Source organism: Streptomyces sp. NPDC050211, assembly GCF_040656035.1.
In the GTDB taxonomy this organism is placed as follows: domain Bacteria; phylum Actinomycetota; class Actinomycetes; order Streptomycetales; family Streptomycetaceae; genus Streptomyces.
The window spans coordinates 232,793-258,925 of sequence record NZ_JBFALC010000003.1; the positions used below are offsets into that span (position 1 = coordinate 232,793).

At 70.2% G+C, this 26,133-nt stretch carries 17 protein-coding genes; 5 read left to right on the plus strand and 12 right to left on the minus strand.

Translation table 11 applies throughout. From position 1 onward, the window contains the following. Positions 1-7: 7 nt before the first annotated feature. A complete protein-coding gene (locus AB0I98_RS05025; protein ID WP_362935427.1) occupies positions 8-1,885 on the minus strand; it encodes an ATP-binding SpoIIE family protein phosphatase in 1,878 nt (625 codons plus the stop codon). A 180-nt stretch (positions 1,886-2,065) separates the two neighbouring features. Between AB0I98_RS05025 and AB0I98_RS05030 the strand changes: the two genes are divergently transcribed. Both AB0I98_RS05030 and AB0I98_RS05035 read left to right on the plus strand, forming a co-directional pair. Next, positions 2,066-6,160: a HAMP domain-containing protein gene (locus tag AB0I98_RS05030; RefSeq protein ID WP_362935430.1), complete on the plus strand. Its 4,095-nt coding sequence runs from the start codon at positions 2,066-2,068 to the stop codon at positions 6,158-6,160. Positions 6,161-6,172: 12 nt separating this feature from the next. After that, positions 6,173-6,727: a response regulator gene (locus AB0I98_RS05035; RefSeq protein WP_362935433.1), complete on the plus strand. Its 555-nt coding sequence runs from the start codon at positions 6,173-6,175 to the stop codon at positions 6,725-6,727. Positions 6,728-6,811: 84 nt separating this feature from the next. Here the strand turns inward: AB0I98_RS05035 and AB0I98_RS05040 are convergent, their stop codons facing one another. Further along, a complete protein-coding gene (locus AB0I98_RS05040; RefSeq protein ID WP_362935436.1) occupies positions 6,812-8,686 on the minus strand; it encodes an AMP-dependent synthetase/ligase in 1,875 nt (624 codons plus the stop codon). A 255-nt stretch (positions 8,687-8,941) separates the two neighbouring features. Beyond that, entirely contained in the window at positions 8,942-10,810 is a 1,869-nt protein-coding gene (gene lepA, locus AB0I98_RS05045) for a translation elongation factor 4 (protein ID WP_210574512.1), read from the minus strand. 221 nt (positions 10,811-11,031) lie between these two features. Between lepA and rpsT the strand changes: the two genes are divergently transcribed. After that, positions 11,032-11,298 carry a 30S ribosomal protein S20 gene (gene rpsT, locus AB0I98_RS05050; RefSeq protein WP_301980956.1) on the plus strand — a complete coding sequence of 89 codons (267 nt, stop codon included), beginning with the start codon at positions 11,032-11,034 and terminating at the stop codon, positions 11,296-11,298. A 180-nt stretch (positions 11,299-11,478) separates the two neighbouring features. Here rpsT and AB0I98_RS05055 read toward each other — a convergent pair whose 3' ends face one another. The 9 genes from AB0I98_RS05055 to leuS form a co-directional block, all read right to left on the minus strand. After that, positions 11,479-11,874, minus strand: coding sequence for a nuclear transport factor 2 family protein (locus AB0I98_RS05055; protein WP_362935439.1), 396 nt, complete (start codon positions 11,872-11,874; stop codon positions 11,479-11,481). A gap of 67 nt (positions 11,875-11,941) precedes the next feature. Next, complete coding sequence (gene holA, locus AB0I98_RS05060) at positions 11,942-12,931, minus strand: DNA polymerase III subunit delta (RefSeq protein ID WP_362935442.1); 990 nt, start codon at positions 12,929-12,931, stop codon at positions 11,942-11,944. 194 nt (positions 12,932-13,125) lie between these two features. Further along, positions 13,126-13,371 (minus strand): hypothetical protein, encoded by a 246-nt coding sequence (locus tag AB0I98_RS05065; protein ID WP_362935445.1) that lies wholly within the window; start codon positions 13,369-13,371, stop codon positions 13,126-13,128. A gap of 74 nt (positions 13,372-13,445) precedes the next feature. Further along, positions 13,446-14,279: an arylamine N-acetyltransferase gene (locus AB0I98_RS05070; RefSeq protein ID WP_362935448.1), complete on the minus strand. Its 834-nt coding sequence runs from the start codon at positions 14,277-14,279 to the stop codon at positions 13,446-13,448. A gap of 4 nt (positions 14,280-14,283) precedes the next feature. Further along, on the minus strand, positions 14,284-16,746 hold the full coding sequence (locus tag AB0I98_RS05075) for a ComEC/Rec2 family competence protein (protein ID WP_362935734.1): 2,463 nt from the start codon (positions 16,744-16,746) through the stop codon (positions 14,284-14,286). Between the two features lie 74 nt (positions 16,747-16,820). Beyond that, positions 16,821-17,939 carry a ComEA family DNA-binding protein gene (locus AB0I98_RS05080; protein WP_362935451.1) on the minus strand — a complete coding sequence of 373 codons (1,119 nt, stop codon included), beginning with the start codon at positions 17,937-17,939 and terminating at the stop codon, positions 16,821-16,823. A gap of 110 nt (positions 17,940-18,049) precedes the next feature. Beyond that, positions 18,050-18,895, minus strand: coding sequence for a DegV family protein (locus tag AB0I98_RS05085; protein WP_362935454.1), 846 nt, complete (start codon positions 18,893-18,895; stop codon positions 18,050-18,052). A gap of 72 nt (positions 18,896-18,967) precedes the next feature. Continuing rightward, positions 18,968-19,702 (minus strand): hypothetical protein, encoded by a 735-nt coding sequence (locus tag AB0I98_RS05090; protein ID WP_362935457.1) that lies wholly within the window; start codon positions 19,700-19,702, stop codon positions 18,968-18,970. 163 nt (positions 19,703-19,865) lie between these two features. After that, entirely contained in the window at positions 19,866-22,742 is a 2,877-nt protein-coding gene (leuS, locus tag AB0I98_RS05095) for a leucine--tRNA ligase (protein ID WP_362935461.1), read from the minus strand. Between the two features lie 480 nt (positions 22,743-23,222). On the opposite strand from leuS, the gene AB0I98_RS05100 reads away from it, so the two are divergent. Beyond that, positions 23,223-24,488, plus strand: a complete 1,266-nt coding sequence (locus AB0I98_RS05100) for a cytochrome b/b6 domain-containing protein (protein WP_362935464.1) — start codon at positions 23,223-23,225, stop codon at positions 24,486-24,488. Further along, the gene (locus tag AB0I98_RS05105; protein ID WP_362935467.1) at positions 24,485-26,098 is read left to right on the plus strand and encodes an NADH-ubiquinone oxidoreductase-F iron-sulfur binding region domain-containing protein; all 1,614 of its coding nucleotides are present in this window, start codon (positions 24,485-24,487) and stop codon (positions 26,096-26,098) included. The genes AB0I98_RS05100 and AB0I98_RS05105 overlap by 4 nt, the downstream gene beginning before the upstream one ends. Positions 26,099-26,133: the final 35 nt, after the last annotated feature.

The following is a 26,133-nucleotide window of genomic DNA, read 5'->3' on the forward strand; positions in this document are numbered from 1 at the left end:
GTACGGATCACTCCGCCTGCAGCACGAGCAGCGCCAGGTCGTCCTCCGGCGGCCGCCCGCCGAACTCGTGCACCAGCCTCCGGATCCGCTCCGCGATCAGCTCCGCGCTGAGCCCCGCGCATCCCGCCAGCGCTTCCGCCAGCCCGTCGCCGTCGTCGAACTGGCGGGAGCCGGAGCGCCGCTCCGTCACCCCGTCCGTCACGCACAGCAGCGTGTCGCCGGGCCGCAGCTCAAAGGTTTCGCTGGTGTACGTCTCGTCCTCGACGACGCCGAGGAGGGTCTGCGGGCGCGCGGACGGGCGGACGGAACCGTCCGGGCCGAGCAGGAGGGGCAGGGGGTGGCCCGCGGACGCGAGCGTGCAGCGTACGCCGCCGTCGAAGGGGGCCAGCTCGCCGTAGAGGAGGGAGAGGAAGCGGGTCTGCGGGCCGTCGTCGGGCCGGCCGCCCGCCGCGACCAGCACGCGTGCCGCCGCGTCCGCGGCCTCGGTGGCGTCGTCGAGGAGGAGCTGGTTGAGGCGGTCGAGGACGTCGGCGACGCGGTAGCCCTCGCGGGCCAGCAGCCGCAGCCACGGGCGGGCCAGGCCGATCACTACGGCGGCCTCGGGGCCCTTGCCCTGTACGTCGCCGAGCGCGAAGCACCAGCGGCCGTCGCCGGCCGGGAAGAGGTCGTAGAAGTCGCCGCTGGGTCCGCCCTTGTCGCAGGGTTCGTAGACGAGGGCGCTGTGCACGCCGGGGATCTCCGCGACCGCGCCGGGCAGCAGTCCGCGCTGGAGTACGGCGCTGATGGTGGCCTGGCGGGCGTACTGGCGGGCCGCGCCGATGGCGAGCGCCACCCGGCGGCCGAGGTCCTCGACGAGCCCGGTGATCTCGTCGGGGAAGCGGATCAGCCCGGACCGTCCGATGACGAGCGTGCCCAGCGGACGGCCGCCCGCGATCAGCCGGTACGCCAGTGCCGAGCCGTGCTCCGCGCGCGGGCCGAGCGCGTCGCCGGGCCAGGGGTAGGGGACGGGGCCCGAGCGGACCGGGTCGGGGGCGCGCGGCGGGTCCTTCTCCAGGGCCCGGCGCAGCTCCTCGATGCGGTTCTCGCTGCTGTGCCAGACACGGGCGAGCCGGGGGCCGGTGCCGACGACGCCCTCGGACCAGCCTCCGCGGCCCATGACCTCGTCCTCCAGCCACACCGCGCACCACTCGGCCAGCCTGGGCACGATCAGCTGTCCGGTGAGCGCGGCGACGAGATCCTCGTCGAGCTGTCCGGCGAGCAGGTCGGAGGCCTCGGCGAGGAAGGACAGGGCGCCGCGGTTGAGCCACTCCCGGTCCCGCTCGGCCTGCTGCGGTTCGGGGGCGAGGAAGTCGGCGACGCGGAGGCTGCACTCCCCGGCGTACGCGCCGGCCGCCTCGGCGGGCAGCCGCGCCCACAGCGTCTTGGCGCCCCGGCGGTAGGTGACGCCCCAGTCCTCCGCGAGCGTGGCGACGAGGCGCAGGCCGCGGCCGTACTCCGGTGTCTCGTACGGCGGTTCGGTGTCGCTGTCGCGCGGGGCGCGCGAGGGGTGCTGGTCGGTGACCTCGACGACCAGGTCGCCGGCCGGCGCCTCCAGCCGGCACACCAGCCCGACGTCGGTGCCCGCGTGGATGACGGCGTTGGTGACGAGTTCGCTGACGACCACCACCGCGTCGTCGGCGAGCCGCTCCGTGACGTGTTCGGTGCCGGGCAGGCTCAGTTCGGTCCATTCGGCGAGTGCGGCGTGCAGCAGTGCGCGGGCGGCTCCGGGCGCGAGGGGGCTTCCGCAGAGGGTCGTACTCACCTCCGCGCTCCGGTGCCCGCTCCCGTGCGCAGGTGCATCAGAGGCACGGGGATCGGTCTCCCGTTGCATCGGAATGGCCCCCATGTCCAGCTCCCCGAGCAGATCGGACGAATACACCTCGGTCGATGCGGACAGAGTGACAGACTGGCCACGCCCATAAGCGCCGAGTTACCGAAGTGGGCCGCCATGAGTGAGAACAGTGCTACGCGTGTGCTCGAAGACGGACAAATTCGAGCATCGGATTTGCGCCCTCTGCTCGCCGCGATGACCGCAGCCCGCGACGGGGACTTCTCCAAGGTGCCGGAATCCGGCCAGGAATCCGGTCATGGCGACGGCAGCGGCCTGGTGGCCGAACTCGCCGCCGTCTTCAACCAGATCATGGACCGCAGCAACCACTTCAACACGGAGGTTCAGCGCGTACGACGCGAGCTGGTCCGGCACGGCCGGCTCGACGAACGCCTCTCGGCCAGCCCCGGCCAGGGCGACTGGACGTCCCGTGTCAACGAGGTGAACCAGCTGCTCGACGCCCTGGTCGCCCCGGCCGCGAACGCCACGCGCGTGCTCGATGCCGTGGCGGGCGGCGATCTGACCCAGCGGGTCGATCTGCACGACGGCAACCGGCAGCTGCGCGGTGATCTGCGGCGGCTGGGCCGGGCCGTGAACAAGATGGTGGACCAGCTCTCCCTGTTCACCGGCGAGGTGACCCGGGTCGCCCGTGAGGTCGGCACGGAGGGACGGCTCGGCGGCCGGGCCAAAGTGACGGGCCTGTCCGGCAGTTGGCGGGATGTGACCGAGGCGGTCAACACGATGGCGTCCCGGCTCACCGCTCAGGTGCGCGACATCGCCCTGGTGACCACGGCGGTGGCCCGCGGCGATCTGACCCGCACGGTCACGGTGGAGGCGACCGGTGAGCTGCTGGAGCTGAAGCTCACCGTGAACACGATGGTCGACCAGCTCTCCGCGTTCGCCGACGAGGTCACCCGCGTGGCCCGCGAGGTCGGCACCGAGGGGCAGTTGGGCGGGCGGGCGCAGGTGCGGGGCGTGTCCGGGGTCTGGAAGGACCTCACCGACAACGTCAACTTCATGGCCTCGAACCTGACCTCCCAGGTCCGCAACATCGCCCAGGTGACCACCGCCGTCGCCAACGGCGATCTGAGCCAGAAGATCACCGTCGACGCCCGCGGCGAGATCCTGGAACTGAAGTCGACGGTGAACACGATGGTGGACCAGCTGTCCGCGTTCGCCGACGAGGTCACCCGCGTCGCCCGCGAGGTCGGCACCGAAGGAGACCTCGGGGGTCGGGCTCAGGTGCGGGGCGTGTCCGGGGTCTGGAAGGACCTGACCGAGAACGTCAACTTCATGGCGGACAACCTCACTTCGCAGGTCCGCAACATCGCGCTGGTGTCCACAGCTGTCGCCCAGGGCGACCTGTCCAAGAAGATCACGGTCGAGGCCAAGGGCGAGATCCTGGAGCTCAAGACCACCTTCAACACCATGGTCGACCAGCTCTCCGCCTTCGCCGACGAGGTCACCCGCGTGGCCCGCGAGGTCGGCACGGAAGGAAACCTCGGCGGGCAGGCGCAGGTGCGGGGTGTCAGTGGCGTCTGGAAAGACCTCACCGACAACGTCAACTTCATGGCACTGAACCTGACGTCGCAGGTGCGGAACATCGCCCAGGTGACCACCGCCGTCGCCAACGGCGACCTGTCGAAGAAGATCACCGTCGACGCCCGCGGCGAGATCCTCGAACTGAAGGACACCGTCAACACGATGGTGGAGCAGCTGCGCGCCTTCGCCGACGAGGTGACCCGCGTGGCCCGCGAGGTCGGCACCGACGGCCGGCTCGGCGGACGCGCGCAGGTGCTGGGCGTCTCCGGCGTCTGGCGGGACCTGACGGACAACGTCAACTACATGGCCGACAACCTCACTTCGCAGGTCCGCAATATCGCCCAGGTGGCGACGGCCGTGGCACAGGGCGACCTGTCGAAGAAGATCGACGTGGACGCCCGCGGCGAGATCCTGGAGCTGAAGACCACCATCAACACCATGGTGGACACGCTGTCCTCCTTCTCCTCCGAGGTCACCCGGGTGGCCCGCGAGGTCGGCTCCGAGGGCCAACTCGGCGGCCAGGCACGGGTGGAGGGCGTGTACGGCACCTGGAAGCGCCTGACGACGAACGTGAACGAACTCGCCTCGAACCTGACCACCCAGGTCCGCGCCATCGCCGAGGTCGCCTCCGCGGTGGCCCAGGGCGACATGTCCCGCTCGATCACCGTGGAGACCCAGGGCGAGGTCGCCGAGCTGAAGGACAACATCAACCTGATGGTGGCCAACCTCCGCGAGACCACCCGGGCCAAGGACTGGCTGGAGTCCAATCTGGCCCGCCTCGCCGCCCTGATGCAGGGCCACCGCGACCTGATGGAGGTCGCCGACCTGATCCTGCGTGAGCTGACCCCGCTGGTGAACGCCCAGTACGGCGCCTTCTACCTGGCCGATCCGGACGAGGACGGCGCCGGGCTGCGCACCACCATCCCGTCGAAGGGCCTCGCGTTCATCGCCGGATACGGCGCCGCACAGGGCGCGACCGTCGAGACCGGTGGCCTCCCCACACACGGCCTGGTCCGGCAGGCGGCCCGCGAGAAGAAGCGGATCCTGGTGGAGGAGGCCCCGCCGGACTACATCAAGATCAACAGCGGGCTCGGCGAGGCGGCGCCCACCAGCGTGGTCATCATACCGATCCCCTTCGAGGACAAACTCCTCGGCGTGATCGAGCTGGCCTCCTTCTCCCGCTTCTCCGACGTCCACCTGGCGTTCTTCGACCAGTTCGTGAACACCATCGGCGTCGCCATCAACACCATCATCGCCAACTCCCGCACCGAGTCCCTGCTCGGCGAGTCCCAGCGGCTGGCGATGCAGCTCCAGGAACGCTCGGACGAACTCCAGGAGCAGCAGGCCGAGTTGCAGCGCTCGAACGCCGAACTGGAGGAGAAGGCCGCCCTGCTGGCCACCTCCTCGCAGTACAAGTCGGAGTTCCTGGCGAACATGTCGCACGAACTGCGCACCCCGCTGAACTCCCTGCTGATCCTGGCGAGGCTGCTGTCGGACAACCCGGACGGCCATCTCTCCGACCAGGAAGTACAGTTCGCGACGACGATCCACCGCTCGGGCTCGGATCTGCTCCAGCTGATCAACGACATCCTGGACCTGTCGAAGATCGAGGCGGGCAGGATGGACGTACGCCCGAAGAAGCTCCCCCTCATCAAGCTCCTCGACTACGTCCACGCCACCTTCCGCCCACTGACCATCGACCGGGGGCTCGCCTTCGAGGTGGCGGTCGGCGAGGACGTGCCGCGCGAGATGTACTCGGACGAGCAGCGGCTGCAGCAGATCCTGCGCAACCTGCTCTCCAACGCGATCAAGTTCACCGCGACCGGCCGGGTCGAACTCCGCGTCAGCCGGGTCAAGGACCCCCAGCACCACTACGTCCGCGACACCGACGAGGTGATCGCCTTCGCCGTCTCGGACACCGGCATCGGCATCGCGCCGGAGAAACTCCCGGTGATCTTCGAGGCGTTCCAGCAGGCCGACGGCACGACCAACCGCAAGTACGGCGGCACGGGACTGGGACTGTCGATCAGCCGCGAGATCGCCGGCCTGCTGGGCGGCCGTATCGCCGCCGAGAGCGAACCCGGCAAGGGGTCCACCTTCACCTTGTACGTCCCGGTCGTCAGCCCCGGCCATTCGGCGACCGGCCCGGTCCTCGAGCAGCGCCCGCTGCCGGTGCCCGAGCAGCTGTCGGCCGAGCCGTACACCGCGCACGAGCCCGACGACAGCTGGCCGGCACCCACCAAACTGGAGGAGTGGAAATCCGGTCGCGCGGGTCAAGTCCTGCCCGGACGGCGGGTGTTGATCGTGGACGACGACATCCGCAACGTCTTCGCCCTCACCCATGTGCTGGGCCGGGTCGGGATGCCGGTGCTGTACGCGGAGAACGGCCGCGAGGGCATCGAGACCCTGGAGCGCAACCCGGACGTCGAACTCGTCCTGATGGACATCATGATGCCGGAGATGGACGGCTACGAGACCATCGCCGTCATCCGCAGCACCCCCCGCTGGACGGGCCTGCCCATCGTCGCGCTGACCGCGAAGGCGATGCCGGGAGACCGCGAGAAGTCCATCGCCCGGGGCGCCAACGGCTACGTACCCAAGCCCGTCGACGTCGACCAGCTGCTGACCGTCGTCTGCGCCCTCCTGGATCCGGAGGGCACGGACGCGCAGCACACCGACACTGATACGGGGACAGCAGTACCGGAACCGGACCCGGCAAGGGAGGACGCGGTTCCGCCGACCACTGAGTGAGGCACAGTCATCATGAGCGCTGAGGTAACGACCGGCGAGCGCGCGAACATCCTCCTGGTGGACGACATGGAGGACAACTTGATAGCGCTGGAGGCCGTCCTGGGGTCCCTCAACGAACCGCTCGTCCGGGCACGTTCGGGCGAGGAGGCGATGAAGGCACTGCTGCGGCAGCAGTTCGCCCTCGTCCTCCTCGACGTCCGTATGCCGGGCATGGACGGCTTCGAGACCGCCGCGAACATCAAACGGCTCGACCAGACCAAGGACGTCCCCATCATCTTCCTCACCGGCGCGGAGGACGACTCCGGCTACGCCTTCCGCGGCTACGCGACCGGCGCCGCGGACTACCTGACGAAGCCGTTCGATCCTTGGGTGCTACGGGCCAAGGTGAGCGTCTTCCTGGACCTGCACCGAAAGAACCGGCAGTTGGAGAAGTTGAGCGGAGAAATGGGCGCACGCCTGGCCGTACTCGAGGAGCACTTGACGGGGGAGAACCCCCCGGACAAGGCGAGCCTGCTGAGGCAGGTAGTGGAGCTACGCCAACTGGTAAACCAGGGCCGCGTCAACTGACCTAGAGGGGCGCGGGGAACTGCGCGACCAGCCACGACGAACCCGCAGCCGCAAGCAGTCCCCCACAACCCCTCCGCTCCCGCGCTACGCCTCGCGAGAGCCTTCGTACATCTCCTCGATGAGGTACTTGTACTCCCGCTCGACAACCGGCCGCTTCAGCTTCAGGCTCGGCGTCAGCTCACCGTGCTCCACGTCGAGATCCCTCGGCAGCAGCCGGAACTTCTTCACGGTCTGCCACCGCTGAAGCCCTGCGTTGAGCTCCTTCACGTACCCGTCGATGAGGGCCACCGTGGCGGGCGCGGCGACGACCTCCTCGTACGACTTGCCCTCCAGGCCGTTGTCCTTCGCCCAGGCCATGATCGACGGCTCGTCGAGGGCGATGAGGGCGCTGCAGAAGTTCCGGTCCGCGCCGATCAGCACGATGTTCGAGGTGTACGGGCACACCGCCTTGAAGCTGCCCTCGACCTCGGTCGGCGCGACGTACTTGCCACCGGACGTCTTGAACAGGTCCTTCTTGCGGTCGGTGATCCGCAGGTACCCGTCGGGCGACAGCTCGCCGATGTCGCCGGTGTGGAACCAGCCGTCCGCCTCCAGCACCTCCGCGGTCTTCTCGGGCAGCCCGTGGTAGCCCTCCATGATGCCGGGGCCGCGCAGCAGGATCTCGCCGTCGTCGGCGATCCGGACCTCCGTGCCGGGCAGCGGCTTGCCGACCGTGCCGGTGCGGTAGGCCTCGCCGGGGTTCACGAAGGACGCGGCGGAGGACTCGGTGAGGCCGTAGCCCTCGAGGATGTGGATGCCGGCGCCGGCGAAGAAGAACCCGATCTCCGGCGCCAGGGCGACCGAGCCGGAGACGCAGGCCCGCAGATTGCCGCCGAAGGCCTCCCGCAGCTTGGCGTAGACGAGCGCGTCGGCGACCTTGTGCTTGGCGGCGAGCCCGAACGGCGCGGAGTGGTTGCCGGTGCGGCGGAAGTTGTCCTGGGTGACCTTGGCGTACTCGCGGGCGACCCCCGCGGCCCACTGGAAGATCTTGTACTTGGCGGGACCGCCCGCACGGGCCTTGGCCACGACCCCGTTGTAGACCTTCTCGAAGATCCGCGGCACCGCCGCCATGTACGTCGGCTTCACCACCGGCAGATTCTCGATGATCTTGTCGACCCGGCCGTCGACGGCGGTGACGTGCCCGACCTCGATATGGCCGGACGTGAGCACCTTGCCGAAGACGTGCGCGAGCGGCAGCCACAGGTACTGCACGTCCTCGGCGTTGATCAGCCCGGTCGCGGCGATCGCCTTCGCCATGTACGACCAGTTGTCGTGCGGGAGGCGGACGCCCTTGGGCCGGCCGGTGGTGCCGGAGGTGTAGATGAGGGTGGCGAGCTGGTCCTTGGTGATCGCGCCGACCCGCTCCGTGACCACGTCGGGGTTCTTCTCCAGATACGCCGCGCCCCGGCTCTCCAGCTCGGCGAGGGTGAGCACCCAGTCGCCGGTCTCGACACCCTCCGGGTCGATGACCACGACGTGGGTGAGCTCGGGCAGCTCGGCGCGCTTCTCGCGCGCCTTGGTCAGCTGCTCGGCGTTCTCCGCGATGAGCACCCGGCTGCCGGAGTCGGCGAGGATGAACGCCGACTCCTCGGCGTTGGTCTGCGGATAGACCGTGGTGGTGGCGGCGCCCGCGCACATGATGCCCAGGTCGGCGAGGATCCACTCGATCCGGGTGGCGGAGGCGAGCGCGACGCGCTGCTCGGGCTGCACGCCCAGCTCGATCAGTCCGGCGGCGATCGCGTTGACCCGCTCGGCGGTCTGCGCCCAGGTCAGCGACTTCCAGTCGTCCGGGCCCTGCCCGGACGCGGCCGGTACCGGATAGCGGTAGGCCTCGGCATCCGGCGTGGCGGCCACGCGCTCCAGGAAGAGGCCCGCCACGGACGGCGGACGGTTCTCGATCAAAGTCTGTGTGTCGCTCACGACATCCTCCGGGGCCCGCGGCTGCGCGGCTGGCTCATTGCGGCTGTTTTCACTGCTGCTGATTCACTCACGAGCGGTTGCAGATCGGTTGTTTAACTCGCGAGTAACTACCGAGCAGAGATCAGAGTAGAGCGCGACCGGCCGGTGCGTAAGGGGCTGCGGCCTGTCACTTCCCCGATCGGGCGACCGTACGGACGCACAGGGGCCCGTCGCGCTGTGACGCGACGAGCCCCAATTTTCGCGGGTGACAGGTGGCTATTTCTTGCCCTTGCCCGATCCGGCGTTCTCGTCGCTGGACAGAACGGCGATGAAGGCCTCCTGAGGAACCTCCACGGAACCCACCATCTTCATCCGCTTCTTGCCCTCCTTCTGCTTCTCCAGCAGCTTCCGCTTACGGGAGATGTCACCGCCGTAGCACTTGGCGAGGACGTCCTTGCGGATGGCGCGGATGGTCTCGCGGGCGATGACCCGGGAGCCGATGGCGGCCTGGATGGGGATCTCGAAGGCCTGGCGCGGGATGAGTTCGCGCAGCTTGGCGACGAGCCGTACGCCGTACGCGTACGCGGCGTCCTTGTGGGTGACGGCGGAGAAGGCGTCGACCCGGTCGCCGTGCAGCAGGATGTCGACCTTCACCAGCGAGGCGTCCTGCTCGCCGGTGGGCTCGTAGTCCAGAGAGGCGTAGCCGCGGGTCTTGGACTTCAGGTTGTCGAAGAAGTCGAAGACGATCTCGGCGAGGGGAAGCGTGTAGCGGATCTCCACGCGGTCCTCGGAGAGGTAGTCCATGCCGAGAAGGGTGCCGCGGCGGGTCTGGCAGAGCTCCATGATCGAGCCGATGAACTCGCTGGGAGCGAGGATCGTGGCCCTCACGACCGGCTCGAAGACCTTGTCGATCTTACCCTCGGGGAACTCGCTCGGGTTGGTGACCGTGTGCTCCTTCCCGTCCTCCATGATCACGCGGTAGACCACGTTGGGCGCGGTGGCGATGAGTTCGAGGTTGAACTCGCGCTCCAGGCGCTCACGGATGACGTCGAGGTGCAGCAGGCCGAGGAAGCCGACGCGGAAACCGAAGCCGAGGGCCGCGGAGGTCTCCGGCTCGTAGACCAGGGCGGCGTCGTTGAGCTGGAGCTTGTCCAGGGCCTCGCGGAGGTCGGGGTACTCCGAGCCGTCCAGCGGATAGAGGCCGGAGAAGACCATCGGCTTGGGGTCCTTGTACCCGCCGAGGGCCTCGGTGGCGCCCTTGTCCTTGCTGGTGATGGTGTCGCCGACCTTGGACTGGCGGACGTCCTTCACGCCGGTGATGATGTAGCCCACCTCGCCGACGCCGATGCCGTCGGCGGGCGTCATCTCGGGGGAAGAGACGCCGATCTCGAGGAGCTCGTGGGTGGCGCCGGTCGACATCATCTTGATGCGCTCGCGCTTGTTGAGCTGGCCGTCGATGACGCGGACGTACGTGACCACGCCCCGGTAGGAGTCGTAGACCGAGTCGAAGATCATCGCGCGGGCGGGGGCGTCCTTGACGCCGACCGGCGCCGGGACGTCTCGGACGACCCGGTCCAGGAGCGCGTCCACGCCCAGGCCGGTCTTCGCCGAGACCTTGAGCACGTCCTCCGGCTGGCAGCCGATGAGGTTGGCGAGCTCCTCGGAGAACTTCTCCGGCTGGGCGGCCGGCAGGTCGATCTTGTTCAGGACGGGGATGATCTTGAGGTCGTTCTCCATCGCCAGGTAGAGGTTGGCGAGGGTCTGGGCCTCGATGCCCTGGGCGGCGTCGACGAGGAGGACGGTGCCCTCGCAGGCGGCGAGCGACCGCGAGACCTCGTAGGTGAAGTCGACGTGCCCCGGGGTGTCGATCATGTTGAGGATGTGCGTGTTGCTCTTGTCGTGGGTGGGGGCCCACGGCAGCCGCACCGCCTGGGACTTGATCGTGATGCCGCGCTCGCGCTCGATGTCCATGCGATCGAGGTACTGAGCACGCATCTGCCGCTGCTCGACCACCCCGGTCAGCTGGAGCATCCGGTCGGCGAGCGTGGACTTGCCGTGGTCGATGTGCGCGATGATGCAGAAATTGCGGATCAGAGCCGGGGCGGTACGGCTCGGCTCGGGCACATTGTTAGGGGTCGCGGGCACGCAGGGTCCTGTCTCTTGAGGCGCCTTATGCCTCGGGTCGGATCGATACGTAGGCTCCATGGTCCCACGGGCGGCGACCGGACACCGTTTTGGGCCGTGGGCCGGGCCACTGGTAGTCTGGGTGGCTGTGTCTCATGCCCTCTCAGCGCGAGGCACACCCCAAGAAAATCATCGGTGCGGGACCCCTGCGGCCCCGCGCCAGAACCTGTAGAGGCTCATTCGTGGCGAACATCAAGTCCCAGATCAAGCGGATCAAGACCAACGAGAAGGCCCGGCTGCGCAACAAGGCCGTCAAGTCCTCCCTGAAGACCGCGATCCGCAAGGCCCGTGAGGCAGCTGCCGCGGGTGACGTCGAGAAGGCCACCGAGTACCAGCGCGCTGCTGCGCGTGAGCTCGACAAGGCCGTCTCCAAGGGCGTCATCCACAAGAACCAGGCCGCCAACAAGAAGTCGGCGCTGGCTTCCAAGGTCGCGTCCCTCAAGGGCTGACACTTGATTTGACCGCCGGAGGGAATCGAGCGGGCCCTCTCTCATCCGCTCCCGTCCGGCACCCCGAGCCTGTACGCGGCCTGCGTTCGCCACGCGGGTACGGGCTCACCGTCTTGAACCGAAGGCCCCGGCGCCTCGCCCTTCCCCAGGGCGGGCGGCGGGGCCTTTGGTGTGCCTGGGTCAGGTCCAGAAGTCGTTGGACTTGTCGATGTCCGAGACGCACTCGTCGAGATCGCTGGCCTTGTCTCCGACGATCCGGAAGACGATGGCGCCGTCCTCGTCGATGTGCTTGCCCTGACGGTCCGCGCTGAAGTGATGCACGGCGACGGCGTGCCCGCGGCCGTCGACGAGGATGTTGCGCAGCTCGACCTGCATCGTGCCGCCCGTCTCCTGGAAGAGGCGGCCGTACATGTCGATGACCGCATCCTGCCCCTTGAAGTCGCCCGACAGCGGGTGACTTCCGGGGACATGGTGCGCACAGTCCGCGGTCAGCAGCTCACGCAGGGAGTCCATGTCACCGCGTATGAAGGCTTCGTAGCCCTTGCGGACGAGAGTTGCGTGCGGGTGTTCAGCCATGACAGATGCCACCTTTCCGTCATATCGGCGATCTACGGCTGATACGCCCGATTCTCCTCTCTTCGGGCTAGCCTCGCCCCCTGGACCGAGCGGCCCGCGCGATCGTGACAACCGCCTTCTCCAGCGCGTACTCGGGATCGTCCCCGCCGCCCTTCACGCCGGCGTCGGCCTCCGCGACGGCCCGCAGCGCCACGGCGACCCCGTCCGGAGTCCAGCCGCGCATCTGCTGGCGCACCCGGTCGATCTTCCACGGCGGCATGCCCAGCTCACGCGCCAGATCGGCCGGCCGGCCGCCGCGTGCCGAGGACAGCTTCCCGATCGCCCGTACGCCCTGGGCGAGCGCGCTGGTGATCAGCACCGGAGCCACGCCGGTCGCCAGCGACCACCGCAGCGCCTCCAGCGCCTCCGCGGCCCGCCCCTCCACGGCGCGGTCGGCGACGGTGAAGCTGGAGGCCTCGGCCCGCCCGGTGTAGTACCGCCCGACCACCGCCTCGTCGATGGTCCCCTCGACATCGGCGACGAGCTGGGAGACGGCCGAGGCCAGCTCCCGCAGGTCACTCCCGATGGCATCGACGAGCGTCTGGCAGGCCTCGGGCGTGGCCGACCGCCCGAGCCCCCGGAACTCACCTCTGACGAAGGCCAGCCGGTCCGCCGGCTTCGTCATCTTGGGACACGCGACCTCCCGCGCCCCGGCCTTCCGCGCGGCGTCGAGCAGTCCCTTGCCCTTGGCGCCGCCCGCGTGCAACAACACGAGCGTGATCTCCTCGGCGGGCGCCCCGAGATACGCCTTCACGTCCTTGACCGTGTCCGCGGACAGATCGTGCGCATTCCGTACGACCACGACCTTCCGCTCCGCGAACAGCGACGGACTCGTCAACTCAGCCAACGTCCCCGGCTGCAACTGGTCCGACGTCAGATCCCGCACATCCGTATCGGCATCAGCAGCCCTCGCCGCAGCCACCACCTCCCGCACAGCCCGGTCAAGCAGAAGATCCTCCTGCCCCACAGCAAGCGTCACAGGCACGAGCGGGTCATCATCAACACTCTTCCTGGCCATCACGCCAAGCATGTCACGCCCCACTGACAAGGGGGGGAGCAGCCAAGCTGCGGGCATGCGTGCCGCCTGGGGCGGCACGGGTGGGCGCAGGCGGCACCCCGCAAGCGCCGGGCTGCGCGACCCACCCCCGCCCAGCCCCAACGCCGGGCACCCCTCAAAGCGAGCCCAGCACTACCCGGCACCGCAGCGCAGCGTCACGGCTCCTCTCGCCACCCCTCCCACTCCCCCACAAACGCATCCAACTCCCCCGCATCCAACCGCCCCTCCTCATCCCGCAGAACCACAAGCCACTGCGCATCCTCCGCATCGTCCTCACCGGCCAACGCATCCCGCACCACCTGCGGCTCCTCACGCACCCCGAACCGCTCCCCCAGCGCCTCCACCACCTCTTCCGCGGCATCCCGGTCAGGCAGCACCAGCACATGTCTCACATCACTCACGCCCCCATTTTCCGCCACCCACCCCGCCTCCGAAGCACCAGGTCACCCTCCCGACCGCCCCCCGAAGCACCAGGTCAACCCTCCCGCCCGGCCCCCCGAACCACCGGCACAGCAGCCAGCTCGATCCCGAACCTCTCCCGATACGCCGCAAGAACCTCCGCATCCGACCCCAGCTCCCGCACCTCCCGCGCCCCGTCCCCCGCCGTCACCGTGAGCGCCCGCCCGCTGAGCGTGACCCTCCCGCCGTCCTCCGTGACCCGCGAGCACACCAGCGACCGCACGAAGTGGGAAGCCGCAGACGTGCTGTGCCACCACGCCCCGGCCACGAAGTCACCGAGCACCCGCGGCCGCATCTCCAGCCGATACTGCGGGCTGCCGTTCCGGACGACGTCCAGATCGGGCGCCCCGGCCGCATCACCCCGCACCCCGGCCGCATCCGGCCCCGCCTCGACGATCCGGAAGACTCCCCCGGGATCCCTCTGCTCCGCCCGCGCCTCGAACGCCAGCGGATAGTGACTGTGCGCCCCGAACCCGACGTCGGCCAGCCACTCACCCCCGTCCACCGTGCGCACCTTCAGCGCGAGATGGTCGTACGGGATCCCCAACAGCCCCTCGTCGCCGTACACCCGGGCCGCCAGCAGCGTGACGTCGTATCCCAGCGCGGTCAGCAACGCCCCGAAAATCCCGTTGAGTTCGTAGCAGAACCCGCCCCGCCGCACCCCCACCACCTTGTCCAGCAGCCGCTTCTCCTCGAGCACGATCTCCTCGCCGAGATGGATCGACAGGTTCTCGAACGGAACGCTCTGCAGATGGCGCAGATGCAGCTCGCGCAGGACGTCGACGGTGGGCCACGCCGGGCGCTCTACTCCCAGGCGACCGAGATAGGCATCAACCTCTGCGGAATTCATGCCCTCAGTCTCGCGCCACGAGCAGCTCCCCGCCCGTACCCGCGACAGCCAGGGCCCCGTCCTCGTCCGTCCGCAGCACCACCGCTCCTTGCGCCCGCAGCGCCGCGACCGTACCTGGTGCTGGGTGCCCATACGGGTTGTCCCGACCGCAAGAGATCAACGCCAGTCGCGGCGCGACCCGGCGTATCAGCTCCGGATCCTGATAGGCGGAGCCATGGTGGGCCACCTTGAGCACGTCCACGCCACCCAGCCACGCCCCCGCCGGTGACCTCAGCAGCGCCTGCTGGGACGGGGGTTCGAGGTCGCCGAGCAACAGGAGCCGCAGCCCCGCCGACCGGACGAGCAGGCTGACACTGGCGTCGTTCGGCCCCTCCGTGTCCGGTACCGACGCAGCATGCGGTGGCGGCCAGACGACCTGCCAGCTGAGCGCCCCGCTGCGCCGCTGTTCCCCGGCGACGGCTCTCGTCACTGGAATGCGCCGCGCCGCGGCCTCTCTCCGTACGAACTCCGCCTGGTCCTCCGGCTCTTCGAGTCCCGTCGTCTGGATCGCACCGACCGCCCGCCCGTGCAGCACCCCGGGCAGACCGGCCACGTGATCCGCGTGGAAATGGGTCAGGATCACCAGCGGAACCCGGGTGATGCCGAGTGTGCGCAGACAGCGGTCGGCCAGCCGGGGATCCGGCCCGGCGTCCACGACCACACCGGCGCCCTCACCCGCCGCGAGCACCAGCGCGTCCCCTTGTCCGACATCGCACATCGCCATCCGCCAGCCCGGCGGTGGCCAACCCGTGATCACCCTGGCCAGCGGCGGCGGCTGCACGACCGCCAGCAGAAGCAGCACCCCGCAGGCACCGCACCACCAGGGATGCCGCAGCAGCCGGCGGCCGACGAGCAGGACCACCACGGTGACGAGCGCCAGCAGCGCCGCCCCGGTCCAGCTTCCCGGCCAGTCCACGCCCGCCCCGGGCAGCGCCGCTCCCGTGCGGGCCACGTCCGCGATCCACCCGGCCGGCCAACTCGCGCACCACGCAAGCGCCTCGGCCACCGGCATCGCCACCGGCGCCGTCGCCAGCGCGGCGAAGCCCAGCACCGTCGCGGGTGCGACCGCGAACTCCACCAGCAGGTTGCACGGCACCGCCACCAGGCTCACCCTTGCCGACAGCACCGCGACGACCGGCGCGCACAGCGCCTGAGCGGCGGCAGCAGCGGCCAGCGCCTCGGCGAGCCGCGGCGGCACCCGGCGTCGCTGCAGCACGGTGCTCCAGCGGGGCGCGAGTGTAAGCAGGGCGCCGGTGGCCAGCACGGACAGCAGAAAGCCGTAACTCCGGGCCAGCCACGGGTCGTACAGCACCAGCAGCAGGACGGCCGTCGCCAGCGCCGGGATCAGCGATCTGCGGCGTCCGGTCGCGAGGGCGAGCAGCACGACCGCCCCGCAGGCCGCGGCCCGCAGCACGCTCGGGTCAGGCCGGCACACCACGACGAACCCGAGCGTGAGCACGCCGCCGAACAGCGCGGTCGTCCGCAGCGGGATGCCGAAGCGGGGCGCGAGTCCGCGCCGCTCGACGCGCTGCGCCAGCCCGGGCGGTCCGATGAGCAGGGCGAGGATGATCGTGAGGTTGCTTCCGGAGACGGCGAGCGTGTGCGCGAGGTCGGTCTCCTTGAAGGCCTCGTCCAGCTCCGGAGTGATCCGTGCGGTGTCCCCGACGACCAGCCCCGGCAACAGCGCCCGCGCATCCGCCGGCAACCCGTCCGTGGCCTCCCGCAGCCCGGCCCGCAGTCGCCCCGCGAACCGCTGCGCCGCCGACGGCTCCCCCACGACCCACGGCACCGCCTGATCCCGCACCCGCCCCACGGCGGCGACCCGGTCCCCGCCCACCAGGGCAGGGGCCAGCCGTGCGGTGACGCGCAGCCGCGTGGAGGGCAGCAGCCGCAGCCACGGCGATGCCTTCGGCCCCTCGGCGGTGGGGCGTGGCCCCGCGTCGACGATCAACAGCACCGGTGCCCGCGTCTCCGCCGCCGTCCCGTCCGCCTTCTCGACGTGCCGCACGTCCGCGCCGATCAGCACGGCACTCGGCGCCGCGTGGTTCCCTCTGATCCGGGGCCGGGTGAGCCGGGGATCGGCGGTCACCTCGACCTCGGCCGTCACGGTCGCGTACTCCCGCGCCAGCCCGGGCACCGGCCCGCGCCGCAGATCGGCCCCGTGCAGCCCGGCGGAGGCCGCGCCCGCGGCGACACAGAGGAGGACCGCGGCGACCGAGACGCGGGACCATCGTCGCCGTATCGTCACCAGCACACCCGCCGCGACCAGGCACACTCCCGTGATCCCGATGATCCACTCCGGCGGCGCGTCCAGCGCCAGCGCGGCCGTCGCCCAGGCAGCGAGCGCGGGCGGAACAAGTCGTAGGTCCGTCGGTCCTTCCTGTCGGGGGTGGGCAGCGCCGAGCCGGTTGCCGGAGGCGGTGTGCACCGAGGCGCGGGGACCGGCGACGCCGGCCTCGTCGGAGATGTCGGGGGTGGCTGCGCTGGGCCGACGGGTGGCACTCATGGCTGTACGAGATCCCGTAGATCGGCGAAGCGGCGGTCACCGATGCCGTTCACCTCGCGCAGCTGGTCCACCGAGCGGAAGCCGCCGTGCTGGGTGCGGTAGTCGATGATGTGCTGCGCCAGCACCGGTCCCACGCCCGGCAGGGTTTCGAGCTGTTCCACGGTTGCGGTGTTGAGCGAGACCGGAGCCGCGGGAGCCGCCCCCGCGGCCGAGCCGACCGAGCCGCCCGGCACCGGGCCCGGGGCCGCGCCAGTAGCGCCGACGATCACCTGCTCCCCGTCCACGAGGAAGCGGGCGCGATTGAGACCGTCGGTGTTCGTCCCGGGACGCACCCCGCCGGCCGCGCGGAGTGCGTCGACGACCCTCGAACCCGCGGGCAGCCGCTGGATTCCGGGCTCCCGGACCTTGCCGCTGACGTCCACCACGATCTCGGCCGCCGCGGTCCCTCCGGCGGTGGGGCCGCCGGGAGCCTTGCTCGGCTCGCCTTCCGCTTGCGCCTCTGCCGCGAACGGAGCCGCCGCCTGTACGACCTCGGGCGGGCGCACGGGCTGGGTCCGGCCGGTCCAGAAGTGCTGCACCGCGAAGGCCGCGGCGACGACCAGCAGCGCGGTGAGTGCGACCACGCTCCTGCGCTCCAGCCCGCACCGCGCCTGCAGCCACACCGGCATCCGTTCCCGCAACACCAGCCCGACCCGCCCCCGCCAAGCCCTCGCGCCGTGCCGGGCCTGGGCACCGCCATCGACGTCCGCGGCAGCGGGCGGGGCATCGTCGCCGCCTCCTCCGCCGACGGGCGGCACATCGTCACCGACATCCATGTCGGCGTACGGGATATGAGGTTCGGCATACGGGACATCAGGGGCGCCCACGCCCTCGTCCCGGCCCGCCGCCTCCTCGTCCCGACTCGCCGCCCCCTCTCCCAACTCCCGCCGCCGAACAGCCCGTTCGCCGAACAGAACCTCCGCGCGTCGGCGAAGCTCCTCCGCCGACGCGTATCGGTACCGGGACCGGCTCCGCGGATAAGGGCGGCGGCGATGGCGGGTGCGGCCGTCGGAGGCGGGGCCGCGGCCGGGACCGCTGCTTGCAATCGCTGCGCGTGAACGTGATCGAAGTGCCATGCGACGAGGATCGGGCAGCCCGGCCCGCTCGCGATGATCTTGGTCAAATTCCGGGGATTACCGCCCAGTTGTGGATAACTCCATCACCCACACGCGTGAGGCAGCCGACGTCACCGCGGCGACACCACAACCCCCAGCAACCCGGGCCCGGTATGCGCCCCGATCACCGCCCCCACCTCACTCACATGCAGGTCGGCGAGCCCGGGCACCCGCGCCCGCAGCCGGTCCTCCAATGCCGCCGCACGCTCATGGGCCGACAGATGGTGGACGGCGATGTCGACTGGGGCGCCGCCCGCCCGGTCGGCCACGATCTCCTCGAGGCGGGCGATGGCCTTCGACGCCGTCCGTACCTTCTCCAGGAGTTCGATACGGCCGCCCTCCAGCTTCAGCAACGGCTTCACCGCCAGCGCGGACCCGAGCAGGGCCTGCGCGGCGCCGATCCGGCCGCCACGGCGCAGATAGTCGAGGGTGTCGACGTAGAAGTAGGCGGACGTGCCCGCGGCCCGCTTCTCCGCGGCCGTGACCGCCTCGTCCACCGTGCCGCCGGACTCCGCCGCCTCGGCGGCGGCCAGCGCACAGAACCCGAGCGCCATCGCGACCATCCCGGTGTCCACGACCCGCACCGGCACCGGCGCCTCACGCGCCGCGACGAGCGCCGCGTCATACGTGCCCGAGAGTTCGGCTGACAGATGCAGCGAGACGATGCCGGTGGCCCCGGACTCGGCGACCCTGCGATAGGTCTCGGCGAACAGCTCGGGGCTGGGGCGTGAGGTGGTGACGGGGCGGCGCTTCTGGAGCGCCTGGGCGAGGGAACGGGTGGAGATCTCGGTGCCCTCTTCCAGTGCCCGGTCGCCGAGGACGACGGTCAGGGGCACCGATGTGATGCCGTGGCGCTCCATCGTCCGCGGCGGCAGGTAGGCCGTTGAATCGGTGACGATCGCGACATGGCGGGACATGAGCTGGAGGTTACCTGGCGTAGCGCCCTGGCGGCAGCCCGGCCCCGCTGACCCGGGCCGGCCGGAACCGGATCAAGTGGTGCTCTCGGGACGGGGCTTCTTCTGCCAGGGATACGTGGGACGCGGGGCCGGCGGGGTGATGGCGGGTCGTGCCGGCTTCTCCTCGGCCGGCTCCGACCGGGGTGTCTCCGGCCAGGTCTGCTGGGCGGCGGGGCTCTCGGCGGCGGGCGCTTCGGGCCACGGGGGCGGCGGCGCGGGTTCCGAGGTGGTCCAGTGTCGCAGCGCGCCGGTCTCCACGTCGATCTGGGTGCTGAGCGAGTCCAGGTCGTCGTCGGCGAAGCGGTGGGCCCGGTCCCGGGCCGCCCAGCGCAGTGAGTCCGCCGAGTCGATGATGCGCTTGGTGCGCTCGCGCAGCGCGGGCAGCCGCTCGGCGAGGGTCGCCCGGTCGGGCTCGGACTCCAGGCGCTTGAGGTCGTCGTCCAGCTCATGGCCGTGCACGCTCAGGCGCTCGAAGAGGCCGATGGACTCCTTGAGGGACTCGTCCTCCGCCACGCGTGCGTGCAGCGCGTCCTGGGTGGCGCGCATCGAGGTGCGCAGCTTCAGCCGGAGCTGGGCGATCTCGCCGGCGGGGCCGATCTGGGCGAAGGACTTGGCCCGCAGGGTGTGCTCCTCCACCGTGCGGCGGGCCTGGGTGAGGGTGCGGTCCACGCCGCGCTTGGCCGCGCCGACAGCCTTCACCGTGGCGTAGGCGCCGAGTCCCAGGAAGAGCACGAAGAGCAGGGCGAAAACTGCGACGACTGCTTCCACGACGCTCCTCCTCCGGACGGGCCCAGCACTCACGCCGCGCCACTCTTCAACGGTAAACGCAGCGGGCAGGCCCGGAGTTCCAGAAAAACCCCGAACCTGCCCGTAGGGGACCACCCCTAGCCGGAGGCACAAACCCGGCACGACACCTGCGCGGAAACGACGCCTACGCGGGAACGATGTTCACCAGCTTCGGCGCCCGCACGATCACCTTCCGGATCCCCGCGCCGTCCAGCGCCGCGACGACCTTCTCGTCCGCCAGCGCGACCTTCTCCAGTTCCTCCTCGGAGATGGCCGGCGAGACCTCCAGGCGGGCCTTGACCTTGCCCTTGACCTGGACCACGCAGGTCACGGTCTCGTCCACGACGTACGCGGGGTCGGCGACCGGGAAGTCCTGGTGCACCACCGAGTCCTCATGGCCCAGCCTGCGCCACAGCTCCTCGGCGATGTGCGGGGCCAGCGGCGCGACCAGCAGCACCAGCGGCTCGGCGACGGACCGCGGCACCGCACCTCCGGCCTTGGTCAGGTAGTTGTTCAGCTCGGTGACCTTGGCGATGGCGGTATTGAACCGCAGGCCCTCCAGGTCACCGCGCACTCCGTCGATGGCCTTGTGCAGGGCGCGCAGGGTGTTCTCGTCGGGCTCCGCGTCGACGACGGTGACCTCACCGGTCGCCTCGTCGACGATGTTGCGCCACAGCCGCTGCAGCAGCCGGAACTGGCCCACCACCGCGCGCGTGTCCCACGGCCGGGAGACGTCCAGCGGGCCCATCGCCATCTCGTACAGACGCAGGGTGTCGGCGCCGTACTCGGCGGCGATCTCGTCCGGAGTGACCGCGTTCTTCAGGGACTTGCCCATCTTGCCCAGCAGCCGGGAGACCTTCTCGCCCTGGTAGTAGTACGCGCCGTCGCGCTCCTCCACCTCGGCGGCCGGCACCGCGATGCCACGGCTGTCGCGGTAGACGTAGGCCTGGATCATGCCCTGATTGAACAGCTTGTGGAACGGCTCGGCCGACGACACATGCCCCAGGTCGTGCAGCACCTTGGACCAGAAGCGCGCGTACAGCAGGTGCAGTACGGCATGCTCGGCGCCGCCCACGTACAGGTCGACGCCGCCGTGCGGCTGCCCTTCGCGCGGGCCCATCCAGTACTGCTCGATCTCCGGGTCGACCAGCTTGTCGCTGTTGTGCGGGTCCAGGTAGCGCAGCTCGTACCAGCAGGAACCGGCCCAGTTGGGCATGGTGTTGGTCTCACGCCGGTAGGTGCGCGGACCGCGGCCGTCACCCAGGTCCAGGGTGACGTTGACCCACTCCTCGTTGCGCGACAGCGGCGTCTCGGGCTGGGTGTCGGCGTCGTCCGGGTCGAAGGTGCGCGGCGAGTAGTCCTCGACCTCCGGCAGCTCCAGCGGCAGCATCGACTCGGGCAGCGCGTGGGCGATGCCCTCCTCGTCGTAGACGATCGGGAAGGGCTCGCCCCAGTAGCGCTGGCGGCTGAACAGCCAGTCGCGCAGCCGGAAGTTGACCGTGCCCTCGCCGATGCCCTTGCGCGCCAGCCACTCGGTGATGCGTGCCTTGGCGTCGACAACGCCCAGGCCGTCCAGGGAGACACCGTCACCGGTGGAGTTGACGATCTTCGCGTCGTACGACACGAAGGCCTCGTCCCACGCGGAGGTGTCCGTGCCCCGGCCGTCCGTCGGCTCGACCACGCAGTTGATCGGCAGCTCGAAGGCGCGCGCGAACTCGAAGTCACGGCCGTCGTGCGCCGGAACGGCCATGATCGCGCCGGTGCCGTAGCCCATCAGCACGTAGTCGGCGATGAAGACGGGGACCTGCTCGCCGTTGACCGGGTTGGTGGCGTACGCGCCGATGAAGACGCCGGTCTTGTCCTTGGCCTCGGCCTGCCGCTCGACGTCGGACTTCGAGGCGGCCTGCGCGCGGTACGCGGCGACGGCCTCGGAGGGGGTCGCGTGGCCGCCGGTCCACACCTGGTGCGTGCCCTCGGGCCACTCCTGGGGCGTGAACTTCTCGACCAGCGGATGCTCGGGAGCCAGCACCATGTAGGTCGCGCCGAACAGGGTGTCGGGGCGCGTCGTGAAGACCGTGATGCGCTCGCCGTCGATGGGGAAGTCGACGCGGGCGCCCTCGGAGCGGCCGATCCAGTTGCGCTGCTGCAGCTTGATGGCCTCGGGCCAGTCCAGCGCGTCCAGGTCGTCCAGCAGCCGGTCGGCGTAGGCGGTGATGCGCATGTTCCACTGGCGCAGCTTGGCCTTGAAGACGGGGAAGTTGCCGCGCTCGGAGCGGCCGTCGGCGGTGACCTCCTCGTTGGCCAGGACGGTGCCCAGGCCCGGGCACCAGTTGACGGGCGCGTCGGAGGCGTACGCCAGGCGGTACTCGCTCAGGGCGTCGGCGCGCTCGACGGCGCTCAGCTCGTTCCAGGAGCGCCCGCCGGGCAGCGCGCGCTCACCGCTCTCGAACCGGTCGACCAGCTCCGCGATCGGGCGGGCCCTGCGCACCTCGTCGTCGTACCAGGAGTTGAAGATCTGCAGGAAGATCCACTGGGTCCACTTGTAGTAGTCCGGGTCGATCGTGGCGAACGACCGGCGCTTGTCGTGGCCCAGGCCCAGCCGGCGCAGCTGGATCTTCATGTTCTCGATGTTGGCCTCGGTGGACACGCGCGGGTGCGTGCCGGTCTGCACGGCGTACTGCTCGGCGGGCAGGCCGAAGGCGTCGAAGCCCAGGGTGTGCAGGACGTTGTGGCCGGTCATGCGCTGGAACCGGGCGAACACATCGGTGGCGATGTAGCCCAGGGGGTGACCGACGTGCAGGCCCGCACCGGAGGGGTACGGGAACATGTCCATGATGAACTTCTTGGGCTTGGCGGCCAGTTCGGCATCGCCCGCCAGATCACCCTTGGGGTTCGGCGCCGCGTAGGTGCCGTCGGCGTCCCAGAAGTCCTGCCAGCGTGCCTCGATCTCCGCGGCCAGGGCCGCGGTGTAGCGGTGCGGCGCGGCCACCTCGGCGGCGGCAGCGGGGTTCGTCTCGCTCATGATCCTCAAAGCTCCATCGATCGTCTCTGCCAGCGGCGACATTCAAGAAACGAAAAATCCCCTCGCACAGGAGGGGACGCCGCGCCGATTCCGACCACCAGGTCTCGCCTTGGTCGGGACTGATCAGCGCGGCTCGCTAAGCAGAAGGCGTACGGCACGCATGGCGTCAGGGTACCGCAGCCGCCGAGGAGGCCGCGACGGGCTTCCATGGGGCACACTGACGCCTCACAGCCGTTTGTGAAGATTCCGAAAAGCTGAACAAGGTTCAACTATTACCCGGCGTAACAGTCGCTAATGGACAACACAGGCCCCGCAGGGCCCGTAGATAACAACGCAATAACTCAAACGGCGTACCGGTCAGTTTGAAGTGGACTTAGAGTGCGGCAGCGGGACCGCTTTCCCGAACCGCTCGGAGTTGCCCCCATGAACCCTCGTCGTAGTAACAGCTCGATCCCCCAGACAGGCCGGTCGGCCTATGGGGTGGCATCGGCTGTCTTTCTGCTGGCCATACCCCTCGTCGTGGTGTACGGAGGCTTCTGGCTCCAGGACTTCCTCAACTTCGGGGCGGGTGTCTTGACGCTCGTCCTGCTCACCTGCTCCGTGATCTGGGGCCTCGTCGCCCAGGACCGGATGATCCTCAACACCAGGCAGCGGATCATCGCGCAGGGCATCCACCGGGTGACCGCCGTGGGCTCGATCGCGTTCCTGCTGCTGCACATCGGAGTGAAGCTGGCGCTCGACCACGTCGGCTGGATCGCCGTGTTCATCCCCTTCGCGCTGGTGTTCTCCGGCGGCGACGAAGTCCAGGGCGGCGGCGCCCTCATCGGGCTCGGCACGCTGGCCGGTCAGCTCATGATCTTCGTGGGGATCACCGGCGCGCTGCGCAACCGATTCGCGTCCCCGGCACCGATCGCGGCTCGCTGGCGGGCGATGCACATGCTGGCCTATCCGGCCTGGTGCGCCGCGCTGGTGCACGGCCTGTACGCGGGACGCGCGGTGAAGAGCCCGATCTTCACGGTCATGTACGCGCTCTGCGTGCTCGGCGTCATGGCGGCCCTCGCTCTGCGCGCGGCACCGCGCCCGGTCAAGCGCCAGGTCATGGACAAGGCCGCCGCACTCCTCGGCACCGAGGAGAAGCCGGGCCGCGAGAACCTGGAGGAGAGCCGCGCCCGGGTCGCCGGCGGCGCCACCCTCCCCGGCTACGAGCGGGCCGACGCGACGGGCCCCCAGCCGCGCATGACCCCCGGTATGGCACCCCCCACGGCGCCGCTGTATGAGCAGCCCGCCCCGGAGCCCGCGAACGGCTTCGCGGCCGCCTACCGCGCCGTCACGCCCCCGCGCCCTCAGCCCCAGCAGTCGTACGCGGCCGACCAGACCGCTCGCATGGATCTGCCGCTGGACATGCAGGCCACGGAGGCGATCCCGCGCGTCGACAGCGGCGGCAGCACCTCGGGCAGCTGGCCGATCCCGATGCCGCCGCCCGTCGGCGAGGCCCCCCCGTCGGCGTACGACCCGCTCACCGACACGGGATACAACATCCCGGCCTATAGCAATCCGGACACCGGCGGGTACGGCCAGAGTGATGTGTACGACACCGGTGAGACGAACACCCCCTACGGCACGTACGACCCCGATGACACGTACAACAGCGGTCCCGCCAATGAACCAACGCCCGGCGATTCGTACGACTTCGACTCACCGGGCCCGGGCGAACCTTGGAACACGCCTTCCGGAGGCTATAGGTGAACGAGGCCCTGCCCGACGTACCCGAAGTCCGCGTGGTCGGCCTTCCGCAGCTCACGTCTGGCTTCGACCTTGTCGAAAGACTTGATCTGCCCATGCACCTGAAGGTGCACGGGCCGCTTGAACCCATGGGCGGCGAGCAACTCGCCAAGCTCGCCGAGAACATCAGCCTCAAGGGCCGCGGCGGCGCGGGCTTCCCCTTCCACAAGAAGCTGCGCTCGGTCGCCGAGGCGGCGATCAAGCGCGGTGTGCGCCCGGTCGTCGTCGTCAACGGAAGCGAGGACGAACCGGCCTGCCGCAAGGACACGGTGCTCATCAACCGTGCCCCTCATCTGATCCTGGACGGCGCCTTGCTGTGCGCCGAGGCCCTGGGTGCCCGCACGCTCGTGGTGGGGGTCACCCGGGAGTCCACCCAGCGCTCCATGGAAGCCGCACTCGCCGAACGCGGACTGAGCAACGGCCGCAGGTCGGCGCTCCGCGCGCGCGTGCAGCGCAATCCCGTACGGATGGTCACCGGAGCGGCAGCGTCGCTGATCCGGTCCATCGACGGCGGCCCGGCGATCCCGCCCGGCCGCAAGGTCAGCGCCTCCCAGAACGGCGTCGGCGGCGCACCCACCCTGCTGTCCAACGCCGAGACGTTCGCCCAACTCGCCATCGCCGCCCGCATCGGCCCCGAGCGCTACGGCAACACCGGCCTGTACGACGAACCCGGCACCGTCATGCTCACGGTCTCCGGCGCAGTAGCCCGCCCCATGGTGATCGAGGTCCCCACCGGAGTGCCGCTGCGTTACGTCCTCCAGCTCGCCGGCGCCCCGCCGGTCCCGCAGGGCGTGCTGACCGGCGGCTACCACGGCAAGTGGATCGACGCCGCGACGGTCAACGAGGCGATCGTCTCGCGCAACTCGCTGGACGCGGTGGGCGGTTCGCTCGGCGCCGGCGCCATTCTGCCGATCAGCCAGGAGACCTGCCCGCTGGGCGAGTCGCTGCGCGTGGCCCAGTGGCTGGCCGAGGAGAGCGCGGGACAGTGCGGTCCCTGCTACCTCGGTCTGCCGGCCGCGGCGCGCGGCATGGAGGACATCCTCAACGGCGGCGGTCCGGCCGCCCTGGAGGCCCTCAAGCAGGTCGCCAAGAACGTGAAGCGGCGCGGCGCGTGCTCCCACCCCGACGGCTCCGCGATGTTCCTCGAGTCGACCGTCAAGGCCTTCACCGACGACCTCGCCGCGCACGTCCTCGGAAACGGCTGCGGAAGGCCCGTGGAGGGCGTTCTGCCGCTCTTCGAGGGCGGCAGGACCCCGACGGGCCTGCCGGGCGGGGGCGAGTCCGAGGAGAACGGCCCCAGCCGCCAGAAGATCTACGTCGACTGGACGCTCTGCCGCGGCCACGGCCTGTGCGCGGACATCCTCCCGGAGGTCTTCGAACTGGGCGCGGACGGCTTCCCGACCGTCGCGCAGGCCCAGGTGCCGCGCTACGCGGAGGCCAAGGCGGTGCGTGCGGTGCGCCGTTGCCCGGCCCTCGCCCTGCGAATCGAGGAGGAGTCCCAGCGCGACAAGGCGCCTGCCCGCAACCTCCCGGTCCTGTCCCAGGGCCGCGGACGCCGCGCGCTGGGCCGCTGAGCAGGGAGATACGACGAGGGCGGGCCATCCGATCG